The organism is Streptomyces sp. NPDC020958, assembly GCF_055562175.1.
The window spans coordinates 35,838-52,297 of the sequence record NZ_JBVHFU010000007.1; the positions used below are offsets into that span (position 1 = coordinate 35,838).

Annotated in this window: 13 protein-coding genes and 2 pseudogenes; 6 read left to right on the plus strand and 9 right to left on the minus strand. The window is 69.8% G+C overall.

Annotated features, from left to right (window positions below; translation table 11 throughout):
* Positions 1-29: 29 nt before the first annotated feature.
* A complete protein-coding gene (locus ACZ3KP_RS21635) occupies positions 30-503 on the minus strand; it encodes a hypothetical protein (RefSeq protein ID WP_120049502.1) in 474 nt (157 codons plus the stop codon).
* Positions 504-871: 368 nt separating this feature from the next.
* Here ACZ3KP_RS21635 and ACZ3KP_RS21640 point away from each other — a divergent pair.
* The 4 genes and pseudogenes from ACZ3KP_RS21640 to ACZ3KP_RS21655 all read left to right on the plus strand — a co-directional run.
* Positions 872-1,180, plus strand: a pseudogene (locus tag ACZ3KP_RS21640) (NAD(P)-dependent oxidoreductase); the annotation flags it as partial.
* A gap of 29 nt (positions 1,181-1,209) precedes the next feature.
* Complete coding sequence (locus ACZ3KP_RS21645) at positions 1,210-1,491, plus strand: NAD(P)-dependent oxidoreductase (protein WP_467501541.1); 282 nt, start codon at positions 1,210-1,212, stop codon at positions 1,489-1,491.
* Positions 1,445-1,861: a GNAT family N-acetyltransferase gene (locus ACZ3KP_RS21650; RefSeq protein ID WP_467501525.1), complete on the plus strand. Its 417-nt coding sequence runs from the start codon at positions 1,445-1,447 to the stop codon at positions 1,859-1,861. Before ACZ3KP_RS21645 ends, ACZ3KP_RS21650 begins: the two co-directional genes overlap by 47 nt.
* A gap of 276 nt (positions 1,862-2,137) precedes the next feature.
* Positions 2,138-3,016: an aminoglycoside phosphotransferase family protein gene (locus ACZ3KP_RS21655; protein ID WP_467501301.1), complete on the plus strand. Its 879-nt coding sequence runs from the start codon at positions 2,138-2,140 to the stop codon at positions 3,014-3,016.
* Positions 3,017-3,033: 17 nt separating this feature from the next.
* Here the strand turns inward: ACZ3KP_RS21655 and ACZ3KP_RS21660 are convergent, their stop codons facing one another.
* Both ACZ3KP_RS21660 and ACZ3KP_RS21665 read right to left on the minus strand, forming a co-directional pair.
* Positions 3,034-3,588 carry a P-loop nucleotide/nucleoside kinase family protein gene (locus tag ACZ3KP_RS21660; RefSeq protein ID WP_467501302.1) on the minus strand — a complete coding sequence of 185 codons (555 nt, stop codon included), beginning with the start codon at positions 3,586-3,588 and terminating at the stop codon, positions 3,034-3,036.
* A gap of 192 nt (positions 3,589-3,780) precedes the next feature.
* Entirely contained in the window at positions 3,781-4,068 is a 288-nt protein-coding gene (locus tag ACZ3KP_RS21665) for a hypothetical protein (RefSeq protein WP_467501303.1), read from the minus strand.
* A 471-nt stretch (positions 4,069-4,539) separates the two neighbouring features.
* Between ACZ3KP_RS21665 and ACZ3KP_RS21670 the strand changes: the two genes are divergently transcribed.
* Positions 4,540-5,145 (plus strand): hypothetical protein, encoded by a 606-nt coding sequence (locus ACZ3KP_RS21670; RefSeq protein WP_467501526.1) that lies wholly within the window; start codon positions 4,540-4,542, stop codon positions 5,143-5,145.
* On the opposite strand, the gene ACZ3KP_RS21675 is transcribed toward ACZ3KP_RS21670, so the two are convergent.
* From ACZ3KP_RS21675 to ACZ3KP_RS21690, 4 genes are all read right to left on the minus strand, one after another.
* The gene (locus ACZ3KP_RS21675; protein ID WP_467501304.1) at positions 5,027-5,923 is read right to left on the minus strand and encodes an intradiol ring-cleavage dioxygenase; all 897 of its coding nucleotides are present in this window, start codon (positions 5,921-5,923) and stop codon (positions 5,027-5,029) included. The two genes, ACZ3KP_RS21670 and ACZ3KP_RS21675, sit on opposite strands and share 119 nt — an antisense overlap.
* Positions 5,920-6,975 (minus strand): maleylacetate reductase, encoded by a 1,056-nt coding sequence (locus ACZ3KP_RS21680; RefSeq protein ID WP_467501305.1) that lies wholly within the window; start codon positions 6,973-6,975, stop codon positions 5,920-5,922. Before ACZ3KP_RS21680 ends, ACZ3KP_RS21675 begins: the two co-directional genes overlap by 4 nt.
* Before the next feature lie 2 nt (positions 6,976-6,977).
* Positions 6,978-8,768, minus strand: a complete 1,791-nt coding sequence (locus ACZ3KP_RS21685) for an FAD-dependent oxidoreductase (RefSeq protein ID WP_467501306.1) — start codon at positions 8,766-8,768, stop codon at positions 6,978-6,980.
* Positions 8,769-8,925: 157 nt separating this feature from the next.
* Positions 8,926-9,876: an AraC-like ligand-binding domain-containing protein gene (locus ACZ3KP_RS21690; RefSeq protein WP_467501307.1), complete on the minus strand. Its 951-nt coding sequence runs from the start codon at positions 9,874-9,876 to the stop codon at positions 8,926-8,928.
* A gap of 282 nt (positions 9,877-10,158) precedes the next feature.
* On the opposite strand from ACZ3KP_RS21690, the gene ACZ3KP_RS21695 reads away from it, so the two are divergent.
* Positions 10,159-11,409, plus strand: a complete 1,251-nt coding sequence (locus tag ACZ3KP_RS21695) for an IS701 family transposase (RefSeq protein WP_467501308.1) — start codon at positions 10,159-10,161, stop codon at positions 11,407-11,409.
* Positions 11,410-11,700: 291 nt separating this feature from the next.
* On the opposite strand, the pseudogene ACZ3KP_RS21700 reads toward ACZ3KP_RS21695, so the two are convergent.
* Together ACZ3KP_RS21700 and ACZ3KP_RS21705 are read right to left on the minus strand one after the other, a co-directional pair.
* Positions 11,701-12,936 (minus strand): annotated as a pseudogene (locus ACZ3KP_RS21700) (IS256 family transposase); the annotation flags it as partial.
* Positions 12,937-13,351: 415 nt separating this feature from the next.
* Positions 13,352-16,309 (minus strand): tetratricopeptide repeat protein, encoded by a 2,958-nt coding sequence (locus tag ACZ3KP_RS21705; RefSeq protein WP_467501309.1) that lies wholly within the window; start codon positions 16,307-16,309, stop codon positions 13,352-13,354.
* Positions 16,310-16,460: the final 151 nt, after the last annotated feature.

A 16,460-nucleotide genomic window follows, 5' to 3' on the forward strand; every position in this document is an offset into this window, starting at 1 on the left:
CGTCGTCGGCACAGCCTTGGCCTGGGCTGTCAGCGCTCGATCGACAGCGGTACGCGCACGTAGCTGGTGAGCCCGGCATGGATCGCGGGGTCGATGCAGTCCACGTCGGCCATCGGCCCGGTGATGACGACGACGTCACCGGTGGCGGCGACAGCGCGCTGCCACGTGGACTGCGACGGCATGGAGCCGTCGTAGAGGTAGCTCGTGTCCGGGAAACGGATCACAAGGGCCTCGTCGGGCAGTCGCAGCTCGGCGCTCCAGCCCGGGGTGCGCTGCGGGGTGAAGAGGGACGTCATAGTGAGCTGCTGTCCACCCGTGCGTCGTACCAGGTACTCGACGGCGTCGGGGATCTCGACCTGATCCTGGGCATCGCGGACCTGCAGGGTGTGGGGTTGCAGGATGAAGATCGCTGCTTCGTCGGCAAAGTGCCCGCTCGCCGCCCGGAGTTGCATTTCGGCGATGCCCGGGACGTGGGGCGGCAGTGGGGTGTCGTGGTTACTCACGCATCTCCTCTTGCTCTTGCGCGTTCAGGGTGCGGCCGGGGGTCACTGGCAGAGGAAGTCCGTCGACCACCGGGACAGTCCGGCGACGAGGGTGACGGCGGTGTCCGCCGCTTCGCGTCGTCTCATCCTTGCGGGCCTTCACCCCCCGACGGCGGGAAAGTCACGAACCCGCCGCACAGCGGCAGATCTTCCGGTAGGAGGCACGAGCGGGCCCGGCTCTCCGTCGACCTCGACGTCACGGGCGCCTCCACCGACTCAAACCCGCCCGCTCCCTGGGCCTGAGCGCCGCCGGGCCGCCCACCCTGCCAGGTGCGGAGGGCTCAATGGATAGTTTCGCCGCCTACTCGCGGCGAAGGAGTTGAGAGACCATGAAGATCGCGGTCTACGGGGCAACCGGCATGATCGGAAGCCGGGTGGTGGCCGAGGCGCTGGCGCGCGGCCACGAGGTCACCGGCATCACCCGGTCCGGCGGCAGCCTGCCGGAGGGCGTCATGGCCCTACGCGGTAACGCGGGCAACGCCGACCTGGCCAAGACCGTCGCCGCCAACGCCGACGTCGTCGTATCGGCGATCGGGCCGAACTTCGGGTCGAACCGCGAAAGCGGGAACCTGCGCGAGTTCATCGACCACACGCGGAACCTGGCCGACGCCTCCGGCGGCACCCCGCTGATCGTCGTGGGCGGCGCCGGGTCGCTGGTGGCCGATGGGTGCGGCTGGTCTACATGCCCGGCGTCCCGGACACCCACAAGCCCTGGGCGCTCATCGTCGCCGAGGCCCTCGACATGCTGCGGGCCCAGCCCGAGGGCGTCGAGTGGACCTTCCTGTCACCGCCCCCGGTCATCCAGCCCGGCGAGCGGACCGGGTCGTACCGGCTCGGCGGCGACTCCCCTGCGGGTGACGCCATCTCCGCCGAGGACTACGCGGTCGCCCTGATCGACAAAGCTGAGCGGCCCGCCCACCGCCGGCGGCGGTTCACCGTCGCCAACTGAGCTTCGGCCCCGAGGGGTTGATCAGCCCGGAAAAGGGCCCTACGACTACGTCTGCCTCGTCGTCGGCGGCGACCCCGGCGGGACCCTCCATGCCTGCGGTATGGCCTGGGTCACCTACCATCTGCCCGGTCCGCGCTGGCCCGACGGGCGCCGCGGCTACCTCGACGGCATCGTCACCGACGCCCCGGCCCGCGGCCGCGGCCACGCACGCCGCATCGTGGACGAACTGGTCGGCTGGCTCGACGGAGCAGGCATCCACTACGTCCAACTGCACGCCAGCGAGGCCGGAAAGCCGGTGTACGAAGCCGCGGGCTTCGTCACCGGCCGCTACCCGGGCATGGACCTGATCACAGCCCCGCCCACCAGGTAATCCCTCATGGCGTCTGCAAGGCGCCCACGGAAGTCAATCAGTCCTTGAACGCGTCCTTGATTTGCATCCGTCGGCGTCTTGCCACTGACGCTGTCACCAGCGCAAATGTTTCCGTTCACCGTCGCAACGCCAGATAACAGATGGTCGTACTCGGCTTCCGCCATGCGGCGGTGTAACCATAGGAGGCGGCGCTCCGCTCTTCTCCTTGCCGGTGAGAGCCTGTTCCTGAGCCGGGCATGACATGGCGAGCCGGGCCACCGCCGTAGAGTTCTCGCTGTGACAGCTCACCGAATGCCTTCCGCGGAGGTTTCAGTCTCTGTCGACTTGGTGCGCCGTCTACTCGACGAACAGCACCCCGACCTGGCGGACCTACCGGTAGAGGTGCTGGCCAACGGCTGGGACAACCTTGTATGTCGGCTTGGCGAGGAGTTCCTCGTCCGTTTACCGCGGCGTGCCCTGGCCGCCAGTCTCGTTGCGCACGAACAGCAGTGGTTGCCGGAGTTGGCCGACCACCTGCCGTTGCCTGTGCCGGCGCCGGTGCGTATCGGGCAGCCGACGGCTCAGTACCCGTGGTCCTGGAGTGTCGTGCCGTTTTTCCCAGGCCGGATCGCAGCGCGATCAGAGCTCGACGACTCCTGGTCGGCAGCGGCGACGCTCGGCGGTTTTCTGGATGCGCTGCACGCCCCAGCCCCTTCGGAGGCGCCCTTCAACCCAGCTCGCGGGATTCCGCTTGCCGGACGTGCCAAGGGCGTCCTGACCGGGCTGGCACATGTTGATCTGGACGACCGTGCCACCGCACTGCAGATTTGGGAAACGGCCGCCGCTGCGCCCGTTTGGGACGGGCCGCCGGTGTGGCTGCACGGGGATCTGCACCCGGCGAACATTCTGGTTGATCGCGGCCGAATCAGCGCCGTGATCGACTTCGGTGACATCACCTCCGGCGATCCCGCCACCGACCTGTCCGTGGCCTGGACGCTGTTCACCGCGGAGCAGCGTGCTGCCCTTCGACAGGCGTACGGCCGCGCGGACGACGCAACATGGGAGCGGGCCCGCGGATGGGCGCTTGCCCTGTCCCTGGTCTTCCTGTCGCACTCGGCGGACAACCCACTGATGCGCGGCATCGGCGAGCGCGCCTTTCGTGCGGTGCTGGAGTAACGGACGGTCTCCAGGGTCTACCCCGCTCCGTTTGGGGCCCGATGGGCGCTGGGATTGCGTGGCTTCCGCCGGGCGTGATCAAGACGGTGAAGGAGCAGGACAAGTGACTGTTGCGGGTCTTGCCCGGCTGTGTCGATGACGATGTGCTCCCGGTTCCACGGTTCGTAGTCGCGCTGGAGAACCTGCTGCCAGTTGGGCAGTGACAGGTCGGGGATGTCGCTCGACCGCGTGGTCACGCGGTCTCGGTGCTCGTCCGGGTCCGAGCAGATGACTTCCACTTCGACGACGGGGACGACTGCCCGATTGCCCACGCCTTGCCAGCTGTCGCGGGTGACAGCCAGGGGGTTCACGGATTCCGCGATCACGGTGAGTCCTTGCCGGAGATGTTCCTCGGCCAGGGCGTATCCGATGACGTAGCCGGCGGGGCCGACGGGGTGCTGAGCCAGGCCGGCGCGGACGATGGCCTGCTCGATGGTGTCGATGCGCAGGTGGACCGCGTCGATGCGCGCGGCCAGCAGTCGCGCCAGAGTTGTCTTGCCTGTGCCGGGCAGTCCGCTGATCACGATGAGCATGTGCTCATCCTGCCGGGGCTGGAAGGGAACGAAGCCGGTGATGCCGTGGGATAGTTGGTGCCGGTCCGGGACCTCGGGCCGGTCCGGGTGGAGTTGCCGACCGTGAACTTGAGAACGATCAGTCCCGGTGGGCCTCGCGGGAGGCGGGCTGTCCGCTCCTGCGGGAAGACCTTCGGGTGATGCGTCTGGTCATCAGCGAACGCTTGGCGGGGCGTCGGCCGGGAAGATCCTGGCTGTGTGGAGAAGATGGTAGGGCAGGAGCTTGCCCTGGCCGCCGTCGTGGTGCGTGGTGTCCTGGACGTCGAGGAGTTCGACGCAGTCGCCGGGCACGATCTCCTGGACCAGGCCGCTCTTGACTGCCAGGAGGACCGCGATGCAGTGAAGAGCGAGGTTGCCCGCCGAAGCTCGTGGCGGTGGGTCGAACGCCGCGAGGTGACGCCGCAGTCGTGCGAATCCCTCAGGGTCCCGCGTCGATTCCATGAGGCGGATCAGGTGGGGCCAGGCGTGGTGCAGCATAGGGCGGCGCTGCTGTGCGTCGCAACATGCCCGGCACCCGCGACGGCGTGTGGGCCGGTCCGCCGCCGGACCGTACCCAATGGGAGGGCTGGCAGCAGTGGCGGAGGATCCGCGGCACCTTCGATCCCGCGCCGCGGCTCACGCCGGCCGAGTACCAGAGCCTGAGTCCCCGGCGGCGGGCTCTGCACGACCTGCACCGCACCGCGACGCACGTCACCATGCGGGCCCTGACCAGGTCGTCCAGGGTTCCGGAGTGCGTCGGCTGCGGGACCCCGGGCGGCCGTTCGGGTGCTCCCGGTGGCGTGGGACAAGTGGATCAACAGCGGCGCGGATCGGCGGCCGCGATGGCGGCGAGGTCAGAGGGCCAGGCAGGGCAGGAGGCGCCGATCCTTCGCCGGAGGCCTGAAGCACCTCGGCGTGGGGCACGGCGACCGGGTGGTCATCTCTATGCCGGTGATCCCCGAGGCGGCCGTCGCCATGCCGGCCTGCGCCCGCATCGGCACCATCCACTCGCTCATGTTCGGCGGGTTCGTCGCGCCCGAACCCGCCGTCCGCATCGACGACGCCGCCCCGAAGATGGTCGTCTCCGCCTCCTGCGGCATCGAGGGCAAGCAGGTCATCCCGTACAAGCCGCTGCTGGACCGCGCGACCGAACTCGCCGGGCACAAGCCGGAGAAGCGGGTGATCGTGCAACGGCTGCAGGGGGGGGGACCGAGTCAGGGCCGGACGACTCCGACTGGGCCGACTTGGTCGCCACCGCGACGCCTGTCGACTGCGTGTCGGTGGCTGCGACGGACCCGCTCCACCTGCCTGGCGGCGACGGCACCGTCGTGGCCGGGCAGCGAAGAGGCCACGCCCCACGGCCGTCATGCGCACGACGTCCGGCAGGTCTCAGGCAGGCACGACCCTGCCGCGGACCCGGTCATCCCCGCCCGTCGGCAGGGGCGAGGACGATGTCGAAGCGGACCTGTGTCCAGGTGCCGTCGACGGCCCGCCCGTCGGGTGTCGGCGTGCCCGCCGGACGCCGGTCGAAGTCCTTGACCAGCGACTCCTTGACACCGAAGACCGTGTCGGAGTCGAGCAGTTCGTCGCCCCGTACGAAGATGTGCGTGACGAGGGTTCGGCACCCGGGCGCCTCGACCATGAAGTGCAGGTGCGAGGCCCGCATCGGTGAGCGGCCGGTCGCCGCCAGCATCCTGCCCACGGGGCCGTCGTACGGGATCGGGTACGGCGTGGGAGTGACGCCCCAGAAGCGGTAGCTCCCGTCGCCCTCCGTGAACAGGTGCGCGCGGGCGGCCACCCGGTCGTCGTCGTACTGAACGTCGTAGAACCCGTCCTCGTCCGCCTCCCACACCTCGATCTTCGCCCCGGTGATCGGGGTGCCGTCGGCGTCGCAGACGGTCCCCTCGACCCAGCAGGGCTCGCCGGCGGCACCGAAGGACATGTCCCCGCCCGGTTCGATCCTCGGGGAGCCCTCGACGAAGAAAGGGCCGAAGACGGTGGCCTCGGTGGCGTCGCCGTAGGCCTCGTTGTTGATGGCGATCGTCTGCATCGACGCCCCGAGCGTGTCGGAGAGCAGGATGAACTCCTGGCGCTTGTCGTCGGTCAGCTGGCCGACGGCGGTGAGGAACTCGATGCCCTTGTTCCACTCCTCCTCGGTGAGGCGGACATCGCGCAGGAAGGCGTGCAGGTGCCTGACGATCCCCTGCATCAGCTCCTTCAGACGGGGGTCCTGGCAGGCGTCGAAGGAGCGTTGTACGCGCGCGATCAGGTCTTCCTCCCGGGCCGCCTGCTCAAAGGACACATCGTGGAGCGTCATACGGGGGCACTTCCTTCCCAGGCGGCGCGCAGCAGCGCGGTCAGGTTCTCCTCGGTGACAGCAGTGGGGTTGCCGACGGGGACGGCGGCCAGGACGGGGGCGACCGCCCGGGCGATGCCGTCCTCGGGCATGCCGTAGTCGCGCAGGGCGTGGGGGGCATGGAGCGTCTCGCGCAGTGCCCTGAGCCCCGCCGACGCGGTGGGGCTGCCGAAGGCCTCGGCGATGCGCCGCTCGGTCTCCGGTACGGCCGGGGCGTTGAAGGCGAGCACGTGCGGCAGCACCACCGCGTGGGTCTGGGCGTGCGGCAGGTTGAACATGCCGCCCAGCACATGGCAGATCTTGTGGTGCAGGCCCGAGCCGGCCGAGGCGAAGGCGACGGCGGCCAAGTAGGCGCCGTACAGCGTCTGTTCGCGCCCTTCCAGTCCGGTGGGGTCGGCGGCGACGGCGGGCAGGCCCTGGGCCAGAGCGCGGATGCCCTCGGCAGCCAGGGCCCGGTCGATCGGGTCGGCGCGCGGCCCCCACATGGAGTCGACGCAGTGGGCCAGTGCGTTGAGTCCGCTGGCCACGGACATCTCCACCGGCAGGCTCGACAGCAGCGAGGCGTCGTAGACGATCGAGCGCGGCAGGACCCGCGGGTCGACGCCGGTCGTCTTCACCTCGCCCTCGGTCAGGCCCCAGACGTTCGTCGCCTCCGAACCGGCGTAGGTGGTGGGGACGGCCACGATCGGCAGGCCGGTCGTCAGCGCAACCGCCTTCGCCAGGCCGGTCGTCGAGCCGCCGCCGACGCACACCAGCGCGTCCACGGCACCCTGTGTCGCGGCCTTCCGGGCGCGCTCGGCGACGTCGACCGGGACGTGCATGACGACCTCGTCGTGGCGCACGGCCACCGGCAGGTCCGCGCCGACACGGTCGGCGAGAGCCGCCTCCCCCGGTGCGGCGACGAGCATCACCTTCGTCGCCTTCAGCGCGGCCACCTCGGCGGCCACCGCGGCCGGTGCCGCGCCGGGGGCGAAGACGACCCGCTGCGGCAGGGTCTCGTGGGTGAACCGCACGGTCACGCCTTCCCGAGGAGCTGGGCGAGGGCACCGTGCAGGGCCGCCTCGGGGTCGTCGGCGAGGCTCATCGAGCGCCAGGCGACGTGTTTGTCGGGGCGCACCAGGATCGCGCCGGACTCCTCGACCTCACGCAGCTTGGCCCAGTCGTAGTAGAGGTCCGTCACCTCGCGGCCGGGGCCGATCACCACGGTTTCGAGCGGGATGCCGAGGTCCTGCGCGACCTTCTCGGCGGCACCGGCCCAGTCCTCACCGGCGATGCCCGTGAGCAGGGTCCAGCGGGTGTACGGCGCCAGGTCCATCAGGGCGAGTTTGGTGACGTTGTCGCCGACCCAGGCGTGCGGGAGGTGCGCGCCGGGGCTGGTGGACATGACGTGATAGAGGTCCTCGTCCCGGCTCGGGGCGGGACGGGTGCCGTCGGAGACGACGGCCGCGGACTCGTAGAACTGGCCGAGTTCGACGCCGTGCGCGTTGAACTCGTAGTTCTTGGTCTCCATCGCCGCCACCAGAGCGGCCCGCTTGGCCGCGCCCTCGGGGGTGTTGGCCTTGCGCTCCTCGATCAGGGCCCGCATCTCGTCCTCGTCCTTGGCGTCGAGGACGCCGAGGGCCTGGAAGATGTCGACGAACTCGCGGCTGGACTTGTTGGCGCGGGTGACGATCCGCTTCGCGACGGGCGCCCGCTCCACCGAGTACGTCTCCAGCAGCGACGGGCCGGCCTGGCCGCGCAGCACGGCCGCGAGCTTCCAGGCCAGGTTGTAGGAGTCCTGGACGCTGGTGTTGGAGCCCAGGCCGTTGCTCGGCGGGTGACGGTGGACGGCGTCTCCCGCGCAGAAGACACGGCCCTTGTGCAGGTGGGTGGCGTACATCTCGTTGTTGCCCCAGAGGCTGGTGCCGGTGATCTCGACCTCGAGGTCGGGGATCCCCAGCAGCTGCCGCACGATGCGGATCGCCTCGGCCTCGTCGACCACGGGGGGCTCGGAGTCGATGTCGTAGCCCCACACGATGAGCCACTCGTTCCACGGGCGGACCATCCGGACCAGGCCGGCGCCGATACCGCCGACATTGGCGCCCGGCTGGATCACCCAGTAGAGGACCGAGGGCCGGTGGCCGACGTAGGACTCGATGTCGGCCTTGAAGGTGATGTTCATCGAACCGGCGATGTCCATCGCGCCCTCGTAGGGCAGGCCGATGCCCTCGGCGACCCGGGAGCGGGCGCCGTCGGCGCCGATGAGGTACTTCGCACGGATGTCGTACTCCTGGCCGGTGAGCCGGTCACGGACCCGGACGGTGACGCCCGTGTCGTCCTGCGTGTGCGAGAGGTACTCGGTGGAGAAACGGGTCTGGGTGCCGCGGACGGTGGCGTTCTTGACGAGGATCGGTTCGAGATAGGTCTGCGGGATGTCGACGGTGAGACAGGGCGAGGCCAGCCGGTAGTCGGCCTCGCGGTCGGGCCGGGTGCCCCAGGTGTGGATGCGGCCGATCTCCTCGCCCGCGATGGAGGTGCAGAAGACGGTGTCACCGACGAGGTCGTGGCCGGTGGCGTCGGCCAGCACCTGGTCCTCGATCCCCATGTCGCGGAAGATCTCCATCGCCCGTTGGTTGGTGATGTGCGCCCGCGGCGTGTTCGCGGTCCACCGGTACTTGGTGATCACGATGTTGTCGATCCCCAGGGTCGACAGGAACAGCGCCGCCGAGGCGCCGGCCGGGCCGGAGCCGACGATCAGGACATCGGTCTCTACGTGCGACGATGCCGGGAGTCCGGTCTCTCGCTGACCGTCGTTGAACTCGGGCACGGGGCCTCTCGCCTTCTTCTCGCTGAGCTTTGAAGGCAGCGTGCCCCCGGCCGCGACCGCATCGGGCGGGACGGGGTGGAGGACGGCCGAAATCCGTATGACGCGGCTCTTTCGAGGGCGCTTCGTCGCTGTGGCGCCCGTTGTCGCCTGCTTGAGTTCAGTCCCGCTTCGCGGCCGTACGGCGCAACTCGCCCGCGGTGATGCCGAACCGGGTGTGGAAGGTCTGCGAGAAGTGGGCGGCCGAGCTGAATCCGCACCTGGTCGCCACCGTCGCCGTGCGCACCTCGGCGGCGGCCGGTCCGGTCAGCAGGCCGTAGGCGACTTCGAGGCGCCGGCCGAGCACGTACCGTGGGAACGTCGTGCCCGCGTCGGCGAAGACGCGGGTCAGCTGACGGACGCTGATGCCGACAGCGCCGGCGACCTCGGGGGCCGACAGACGCGGATCGTGCAGTCGGTCCTCGACGAGGGCGCAGGCGAGCGCGCGGTGGATGACGGGCCGACGCGTGGCCCCGTCGCTCACGAGCACGGACGCGAGATCGACGAGGGCCTGCTCGTCGGGCCGGGTCGCGCCCTCGACACCGACGGCGCGTCCGACGAGACGGGCGAGCGCGCGGCCGTACGGGTTGCTCTCGTCACGCCGGACGACGAGCGGTTCCCCGACCTGCACACCGTCCGGCAGCGCACCGCGGTCCACGCGCACTGCCAGCTCGTCCAGCCCCTGGCCGAACCCGCGGACGAAGCTGCCGTCCGCGTCGCAGACCAGGACGTCGCCAGGGCGGACGACCTGCCGCCGGCCGCCCTGCTGGAACAGGGCCTCCCCGCGCAGGGAGACGTAGATCGCGACGGAGCCCGTGGGCCGCCGTGCGATGAGGTCGGCAGGACGCTCGACCACGTGCGCCGTGGTGCGCACACGCGCCAGACGCACCCGCCCGAGGTCGAGGTTGTCCTCACGGGCCCGGAAGTCCTCGCCGCCCGGCGTGCGGCACCTCAAGGCGATCAGGGCGTCGGCGTTGTGCGTCTCCCAGGCCCGCAGCCGCTCCGCCGGCGGCAGGTGCGCTGTCGAGAACACCTGCGCCGGGCGGGGCGCTGCTGCGGGTGCCGGGTGCATGGTTCAGAGCGTAGGTCCACAATCGGGGGTTCCCAACCCGTCAGTGGCTGTTGTCGTTCCGTTCGACCGCCGCCGCTCAGGATCGGAACGACAACAGCCACTTAGGTTAGGGCCTGCAGAAGAACAACATGCGGACTCGTGACGCGCTGACCTGCGAAGTCAAGTCTGCGAACCAGCAAGTTAATTCTCTGCAGGCCCTTAGTAGGGCTTGGTCATCTTCATCCGTGAGTGGCGTGTCTGTTGGTGCTTGGGTGTCGTTGGGTTGGTGTGACCCCTGAGGAGATGACCGGGGTCCGGGAGGCCCTGGAGGCATTCGCGGCAGAGTTGTTCGACGGGTTCTTCCGTGCGGATCAGCGGCGGTGGGGGCAGGCGTATGTGCGGGGGTTGTTGCTGGACGGGCGGCGCAAGTCGGTTGAACCGATGGCGGCCCGCCTCGGTGAGGACGGCAACCGGCAGGCCCTGGCTCACTTCATCACCTCCAGCCCGTGGGATCCGGCGCATGTGCGGGCCCGACTGGCCTGGAGGATGCAGGACGCGATCGGGGCGGAGGCGTTGATCGTCGACGACACCGGCTTCCTGAAGGACGGGGACGCCTCGGCGTGTGTGTCCCGGCAGTACACCGGCACCGCGGGCAAGGTCACCAAATGCCAGGTCGGAGTGTCGCTGCACCTGGCTCGGGATCATGCCTCGGCCGCGGTGAACTGGCGGCTGTTCCTGCCCGCGTCCTGGGATCCGGCCTCTTCGGAGGCGGACCCGGACAAGATCGCCCGCCGCATCCGCTGCGGCATTCCCGCAGGAGTGGGGCATGTGGAGAAGTGGCAGCTTGCCCTGGACATGATTGATGAGACCTGGTCGTGGGGCATCGATGTTCCCCTGGTCGTCGCGGACGCCGGTTACGGGGATGCCGCCGCTTTCCGCCACGGCCTGGAAGAACGCAACCTGCCCTATGCGGTGGGTATCTCCTCCCGCCACACCGCTCATCCGGCCGACGCCCGGCCCGTCCAGCCCGCCTACGTGGGCACCGGCCGGCCACCGGCAATGCAGTACCCCGAGCCCGCGCAGACCATGAAGGACCTGGTCATCGCCGCCGGCCGGACGGCCGCGCGGCCGGTGTCCTGGAGGGAAGGCTCCCGGCCGGGCAAGGGCCAAAGTGGCTTCAAGCGCATGTACTCGCGGTTCGTCGCCCTGCGGATCCGCCCGGCCGGACGCGGCATCCGCAAGATGGGCGACGATCCTGAGCTGCCCGAGCGGTGGCTGCTGGCCGAATGGCCCGCTGACGAAAGCGAACCCGTGCAGTTCTGGCTGTCGAACCTGCCCTCCGGGATACCGCTGTCCACGCTGGTGCGGCTGGCGAAGCTGCGCTGGCGCATCGAGCACGACTACCGCGAGATGAAACAGGCCCTGGGACTTGCCCACTTCGAAGGCCGCACCTGGGGCGGCTGGCATCACCACGTCACCCTCGTCTCCGCCGCCCACGCCTTCTGCACGCTGCAACGGCTGGCACAAGACCCAAAAGAAGCGGTGCAGGTCTGAGCCTCTACCAGGTCGTCCGGGAACTACAGACCCTCCTCGCCACCTGGGCCGGAGCCTGCCCCACTTGCCACCGCGACATACCCACACCACTACGAACCTGACCAAGCCCTACTAGTTGCGACGTTCAAGACACGGTAGACGGCCCCGACAAACCATCGCGCCTGCACGGACAACTTCCCAGCCAGGTCACCGCTTCAGCAGGCGGTAGAGACGAAAAGAGATGGAGACAGATGGGTCACGTCCGCTGGAGTGGTGTATCGCCGGCCACTCGGTGATCTCGTTTTGAGGCTCTGCGGTGAGTTCGGTCGGGAGGACGGTCTCGTCGGTTTCTGACTCGATCGGGTGGAGCCGGGCCTTGGCCAGCAGGTCGAGTCCCATGTAGCGGCGGGCCTCGGTCCATTCGTCGTTCTGCTCGGCCAGCACGGCGCCGACCAGGCGGATCAGCGCGGTGCGGTCGGGGAAGATGCCGACGACGTCGGTGCGACGTCGGATCTCCTTGTTCAGCCGTTCCTGTGGGTTGTTGGACCAGATCTGCCGCCAGATCTCGCGTGGGAAGGCGGTGAAGGCCAGCAGGTCGTGCTGAGCGGCGTCCAAGTGGGCTGCTGCCTTGGGGAACTTGGCTTCCAGGGCATCCAGAACGTGCCGCATCTGGGCCTGGACAGCGTCGGTGTCGGGTTGTTCGAAGACGGTCCGCAGCAGGGTGGCCACCCACAGCTGAGCGGACTTCGGGACCTGGCTCAGCAAATTTCGGGCGTAATGCGTGCGGCACCGCTGCCAGGATGCGCCGGGCAGGACCGCGCCGATCGCGTTCACCAGGCCGGTGTGCGCGTCGGAGACGACCAACTGGACACCGGACAGGCCGCGGGCGGTCAGGGAGCGCAGGAAGGCGAGCCAGCCCGCACCGTCCTCGGCCGTGGCGACGTCGATCCCGAGGATCTCGCGGTGTCCGTCGGCGTTGACGCCGACTGCGATCAGAGCGTGGACGTTGATGATGCGGCCGCCCTCGCGGACCTTCTGGCTCAGCGCGTCCACCCAGACGAACGTGTAGGGCCCGGCATCGAGCGGCCGGTTGCGGAACGCGGTGACCTGATCGTCCAGATGCTTGGCCATCGCGCTGACCTGGGACTTCGACAGCTGGGTGACGCCGAGGGACTCGGCGAGCTTCTCGACGCGGCGGGTGGACACACCGAGCAGGTAGGCGGTGGCGACCACCGAGATGAGGGCCTGCTCGGCCCGCCGGCGGCGTTCCAGGAGCCAGTGCGGGAAGTAACTGCCCTGCCGCAGCTTCGGGACGGCGAGTTCGACGGTCCCTGCGCGGGTGTCCCACTCGCGCGGGCGATAACCGTTGCGGTGATTGACGCGTTCCTCGCTGACCTGCCCGTATTCGGCATTGCAGAGGGCATCGGCCTCCGCGGACATGAGCGCGTCGGCGAACGTCTTGACCATCGCGCGCAGCAGATCGGGACTCGCCGCGGCGAGGTTGTCCTCGGCGAGAGCGTGCAGGGGCAGACTGTCTGGTGCGGTCATCGTGCTGATCTCCTTCGAGCCTAGACATCTCGAAGATCAGCCGGTGGCCGTTCTCATATCCGGACCCTCACTCCGACGCCGGGACAAACACCCGGATCAGGTGGGAACCGGTACACCACTTCCAGAGACGCAACCGACAGATGCCAACAGATGCGAAGGGATGAACTGAAGCCGACCTATGAGAGCTGGCTGTTTCCAAGATGGCTGGTTCTCGATGTGCGAAGTAGTCGGCGAGCGGCACCGGCCCGGGCCCAGGGGCAGGTGCCGCTCTGATGCCAGCCCGGGGCGCACCCGACGAGCGGGACGGAGCCGGTCAGCAGCAGGACGGCGACGGTCACGGTGACTGCCTGGCCCCGGCCGTGGCAGACCGAGGCCTGCCCCTTCGGCACGGTCGCGGGTGAGCCGGCCGCCGTGCTCAGGCCTCCCGCCAGAAGTCCAGGTTCGCCCGCACGACGGCAACCGCCGGATGGTCGGGGCCCAGGCGTTCGACGAGGGCTGCCAGCGCCTGTTCCAGCGCCGTCGCGGCGGCCTGCCGATCGCCCTCCTCAGCTCGCAGCTGGGCGAGTTGGCTCGCCGCCTGCACCGCGCTGGGATGCGCCGGCCCCACGATGGCCACCATCGTCTCGTAGGACCCGCGCACGGTTTCCGCCAGCTCGCGCTTGGTGCGGATTCGACGCTGCCGGTCGTCGAGTTCGCCGAGCACGCCGACTGTCGTCTTGTGGTCAGGGCCCACCACCCGGACCAGGTCAGTGATCAGCTGAGCCTCCGCGACCACCGCGTCGGCCGCGCGGGTCGCGAAGCCCAGCCAGTCCGCGAGGTCACCACGGGTGCTGAGGGTGTCGATGTGGTCCGGGCCGAGGATCCGGGTCTGCCGGCTGAGCAGCTCTCGCAATGTCTCCACGCCGGCCGCGGGTCCGTCCGACTGCATCCGGAACAGCCCGATCATGGACCAGGTGGCGAAAGAGTCGCGGTCGTCCGGCCCGAGCGCACGAGTCTCGTCACCGAGTAGCTCGACGAGCGAGTCGACGGCCTCGGTGTACCGTCCGGCGTTGCCCACCACCAGGGCGATCTTGCGCCGGGTGGCGAGGGTGTCGCGGTGGTCCGGACCGAGCACTCGTATCTGGTCCTCCAGCACCTCGGCCAGCTCTGTCAGACCGGAATCGGACGCGGCCGGCTCGCCCCTGGCTCCTAGGGCCGCGAGTGCCTCCCGGGTGGCCTGGGTGGCAGGGTCGTCGGCACCGAATCTCTCCTCCTCACTGGCGAGCAGCTGAGTCAGCTGGATGATGGCCTGCTCTCGGTGTCCGAGCTCGGCTGCCAGGATGAAGGCCCGACGCGTGGTGTCGTCCACGTCGCGGTGGTCCGGGCCCAGGACCCGCACCTGGTCCTCCAGGAGGGCAAGCAGTTCCCCGAGTTCCTCACCCTGGTCGTTGTAAGTTCGGAGCATCGCAAGAGAGGAGCGCGTTCTGAGCGTGTCGACGTCGTCCGCTCCGAGGGCGCGGGTCTGGGCCTCCAGGAGTTCCGCGAGCGCCTCGACCGCGGCGGGTGGGTCTCCGGCGCGTCCCTGGCAGCCGGCGGCGTGGTAGCGAGCCGTCAGGGTGTCGCGGTGGTTCGGACCCAGGCAGCGGCGGGCGGTGTCGATGTAGCGGGTGAAGTGGGCGAGCGCCTCGACGGGTAGTCCGGCACCGTCCGTGCTACGGCCGTGGCGGAGCAGTAGCGGGTGGGCGTCGGTGCGGTAGAGCGCGTCCTGCGCGTGGCCGAACAGTGCGGTGGCGCAGGCGCGCAGGGCCTGGGCGAGGCCTGGGTCGGTCTCCAGCTCGGGCCAGGCGGCGACCAGGGCGTCGGCTGCGACCCGGACCCGCCAGGTGTGTGCGGCGGCGGAGAGCCCGGTGCGGGCTGCGCGTTGGACGAGCTGGTGGACCCGGACGGTCTGGCGCGGGTCGTCGCGGGTGTAGTCGATCAGGCTGAGCCGGTGCAGGCCGCCGAGCGCGAGGGCGACCTCCTCGGCGGTCACCCAGTGGAGGGAGGCGGCGTTGTTACGGCGGCTGCTCAGGTGGCCGAGCACGGGAGACCCGGCAAGCACCTCGCCCGGGATGCCGTTGGGGTCAAGGAACGCGGAGACCTGCAGGAGTTCCCGGGCCAGGCCAGCGGGCTGGAGATGGTCGGCGCGTTCGATGGACAGGGCGAAGACGGCGGCAACGGTCCGCGCCTGCTTGTCCGGGAGCATCGTTGGGGCCAGCACGGCGAGGGCGTCACCGCGCTTCGCCAGCTTCTCCCGGTAGTCGGCGCAGTTGGTCTGTGCCTCGGCCAGGTAGGCAGCGGCCTGGGTGAGGGCCAGCGGGAGGTGTCCGAGATCGGCGGCGAGAGCGCGCAGCTCGGTCGCCGGTTCGACGCGGTCGTGAAGCGCCAGGACGCGTGCGAGGTGGTCGACGGCGTCGGCGGGGTTGAAGGCTCCCACCTGGATGGTCGGCCGGTGGGATGCACGGAGGGCGGGGTCGCGGCGGTGGGTGGTGATCAGTGTGCGGCCGTGCGGGCTTTCGGGCGGTAGCCAGTCGCGCAGCTGGGACAGGTCGGTCACGTCGTCCAGGACGACCAGCCACCGGCAGGGTCGGTCGTCCCGGCGAGGTTCGAGCCACTCGCGGAACTCGTCTGCGGCCCGCTGTGGCTCGGAGGGGGCGATACCGAGGATCTTCTGGCCGGCCTGGGCGTAACCGCTGGCGACCGCCGTGGCATTGTTCGCGGTGATCCACACGACCAAGTCCAGCGATCCGTCGGCGCGGCCCGTGTGGGCGTAGTCGGCGGCGAGTTGCGTCTTCCCAGTTCCGGCGAGCCCGTTGAGCACGGCACCTGTGGCGCCGTCGGCGGCGAGCGCCGCGGCGAGCGCCGCGACCTCTGCACGGTTGCGGAACATGTCCGCGCGGGCCGGGATGCGGCCGACCACCTGCGGCCACTGGACGGGCTCGCGAGGCGACTGGTGCAGGTGGACGCCGCCGTGGATTGTGTGAGCGGCGACGCTCTGGCCGATCGCGCTGATGTTGGTCTGCGCCGGGCGGCCATCTGCCGACCGTTCCTGTCCACCTGTTCGGTCCGGCACGGCGCCCCCTCGGTGTCGGCTGCAGACTTCGGGCCGATCGTATGCCGGTCGGGCGGCGGGCCGCAGACAGATCGCCGGACTGACTGACGTGCCGTCAACTGGGTGATCGTGCACATCGCATGGCCAGCCGAACCACTTCTGCTGCACCGCCAGGTCCTCCTTGATCTCGGCGAGCTGCGCCTTGCCCGCCGAGGAGGCGGTGCCGCCGCGGCCGTTGCGGAAGGCGATGGCGCCGTGGACGGACAGGACGGAGCGGAGCAGTGCGAGAAGTCGCTCGTCCATGAGCTGGGCAAACCGGTTTTCGGCAGGGTGTCTTGGGCTCCGGGACTTCGTCAGCGGCGGTGAGTCCGTGGCCGCACGCGTCGTCGGAGTCTGCGAGAAGGCCGGGGTGTGCGTCGAGCAGAGCGGCAGCGGCGTCGGCGAGTGAACGCTG

Bases quoted from the DNA above. Each gene is read 5' to 3' on its own strand.
- ACZ3KP_RS21695 (WP_467501308.1), top strand. From the start codon at position 10,159: ATGACCGGGGTCCGGGAGGCCCTGGAGGCATTCGCGGCAGAGTTGTTC.
- ACZ3KP_RS21675 (WP_467501304.1), bottom strand. From the start codon at position 5,923: ATGACGCTCCACGATGTGTCCTTTGAGCAGGCGGCCCGGGAGGAAGAC.
- ACZ3KP_RS21705 (WP_467501309.1), bottom strand. From the start codon at position 16,309: ATGGACGAGCGACTTCTCGCACTGCTCCGCTCCGTCCTGTCCGTCCAC.
- ACZ3KP_RS21690 (WP_467501307.1), bottom strand. From the start codon at position 9,876: ATGCACCCGGCACCCGCAGCAGCGCCCCGCCCGGCGCAGGTGTTCTCG.
- ACZ3KP_RS21660 (WP_467501302.1), bottom strand. From the start codon at position 3,588: ATGCTCATCGTGATCAGCGGACTGCCCGGCACAGGCAAGACAACTCTG.
- ACZ3KP_RS21665 (WP_467501303.1), bottom strand. From the start codon at position 4,068: ATGGAATCGACGCGGGACCCTGAGGGATTCGCACGACTGCGGCGTCAC.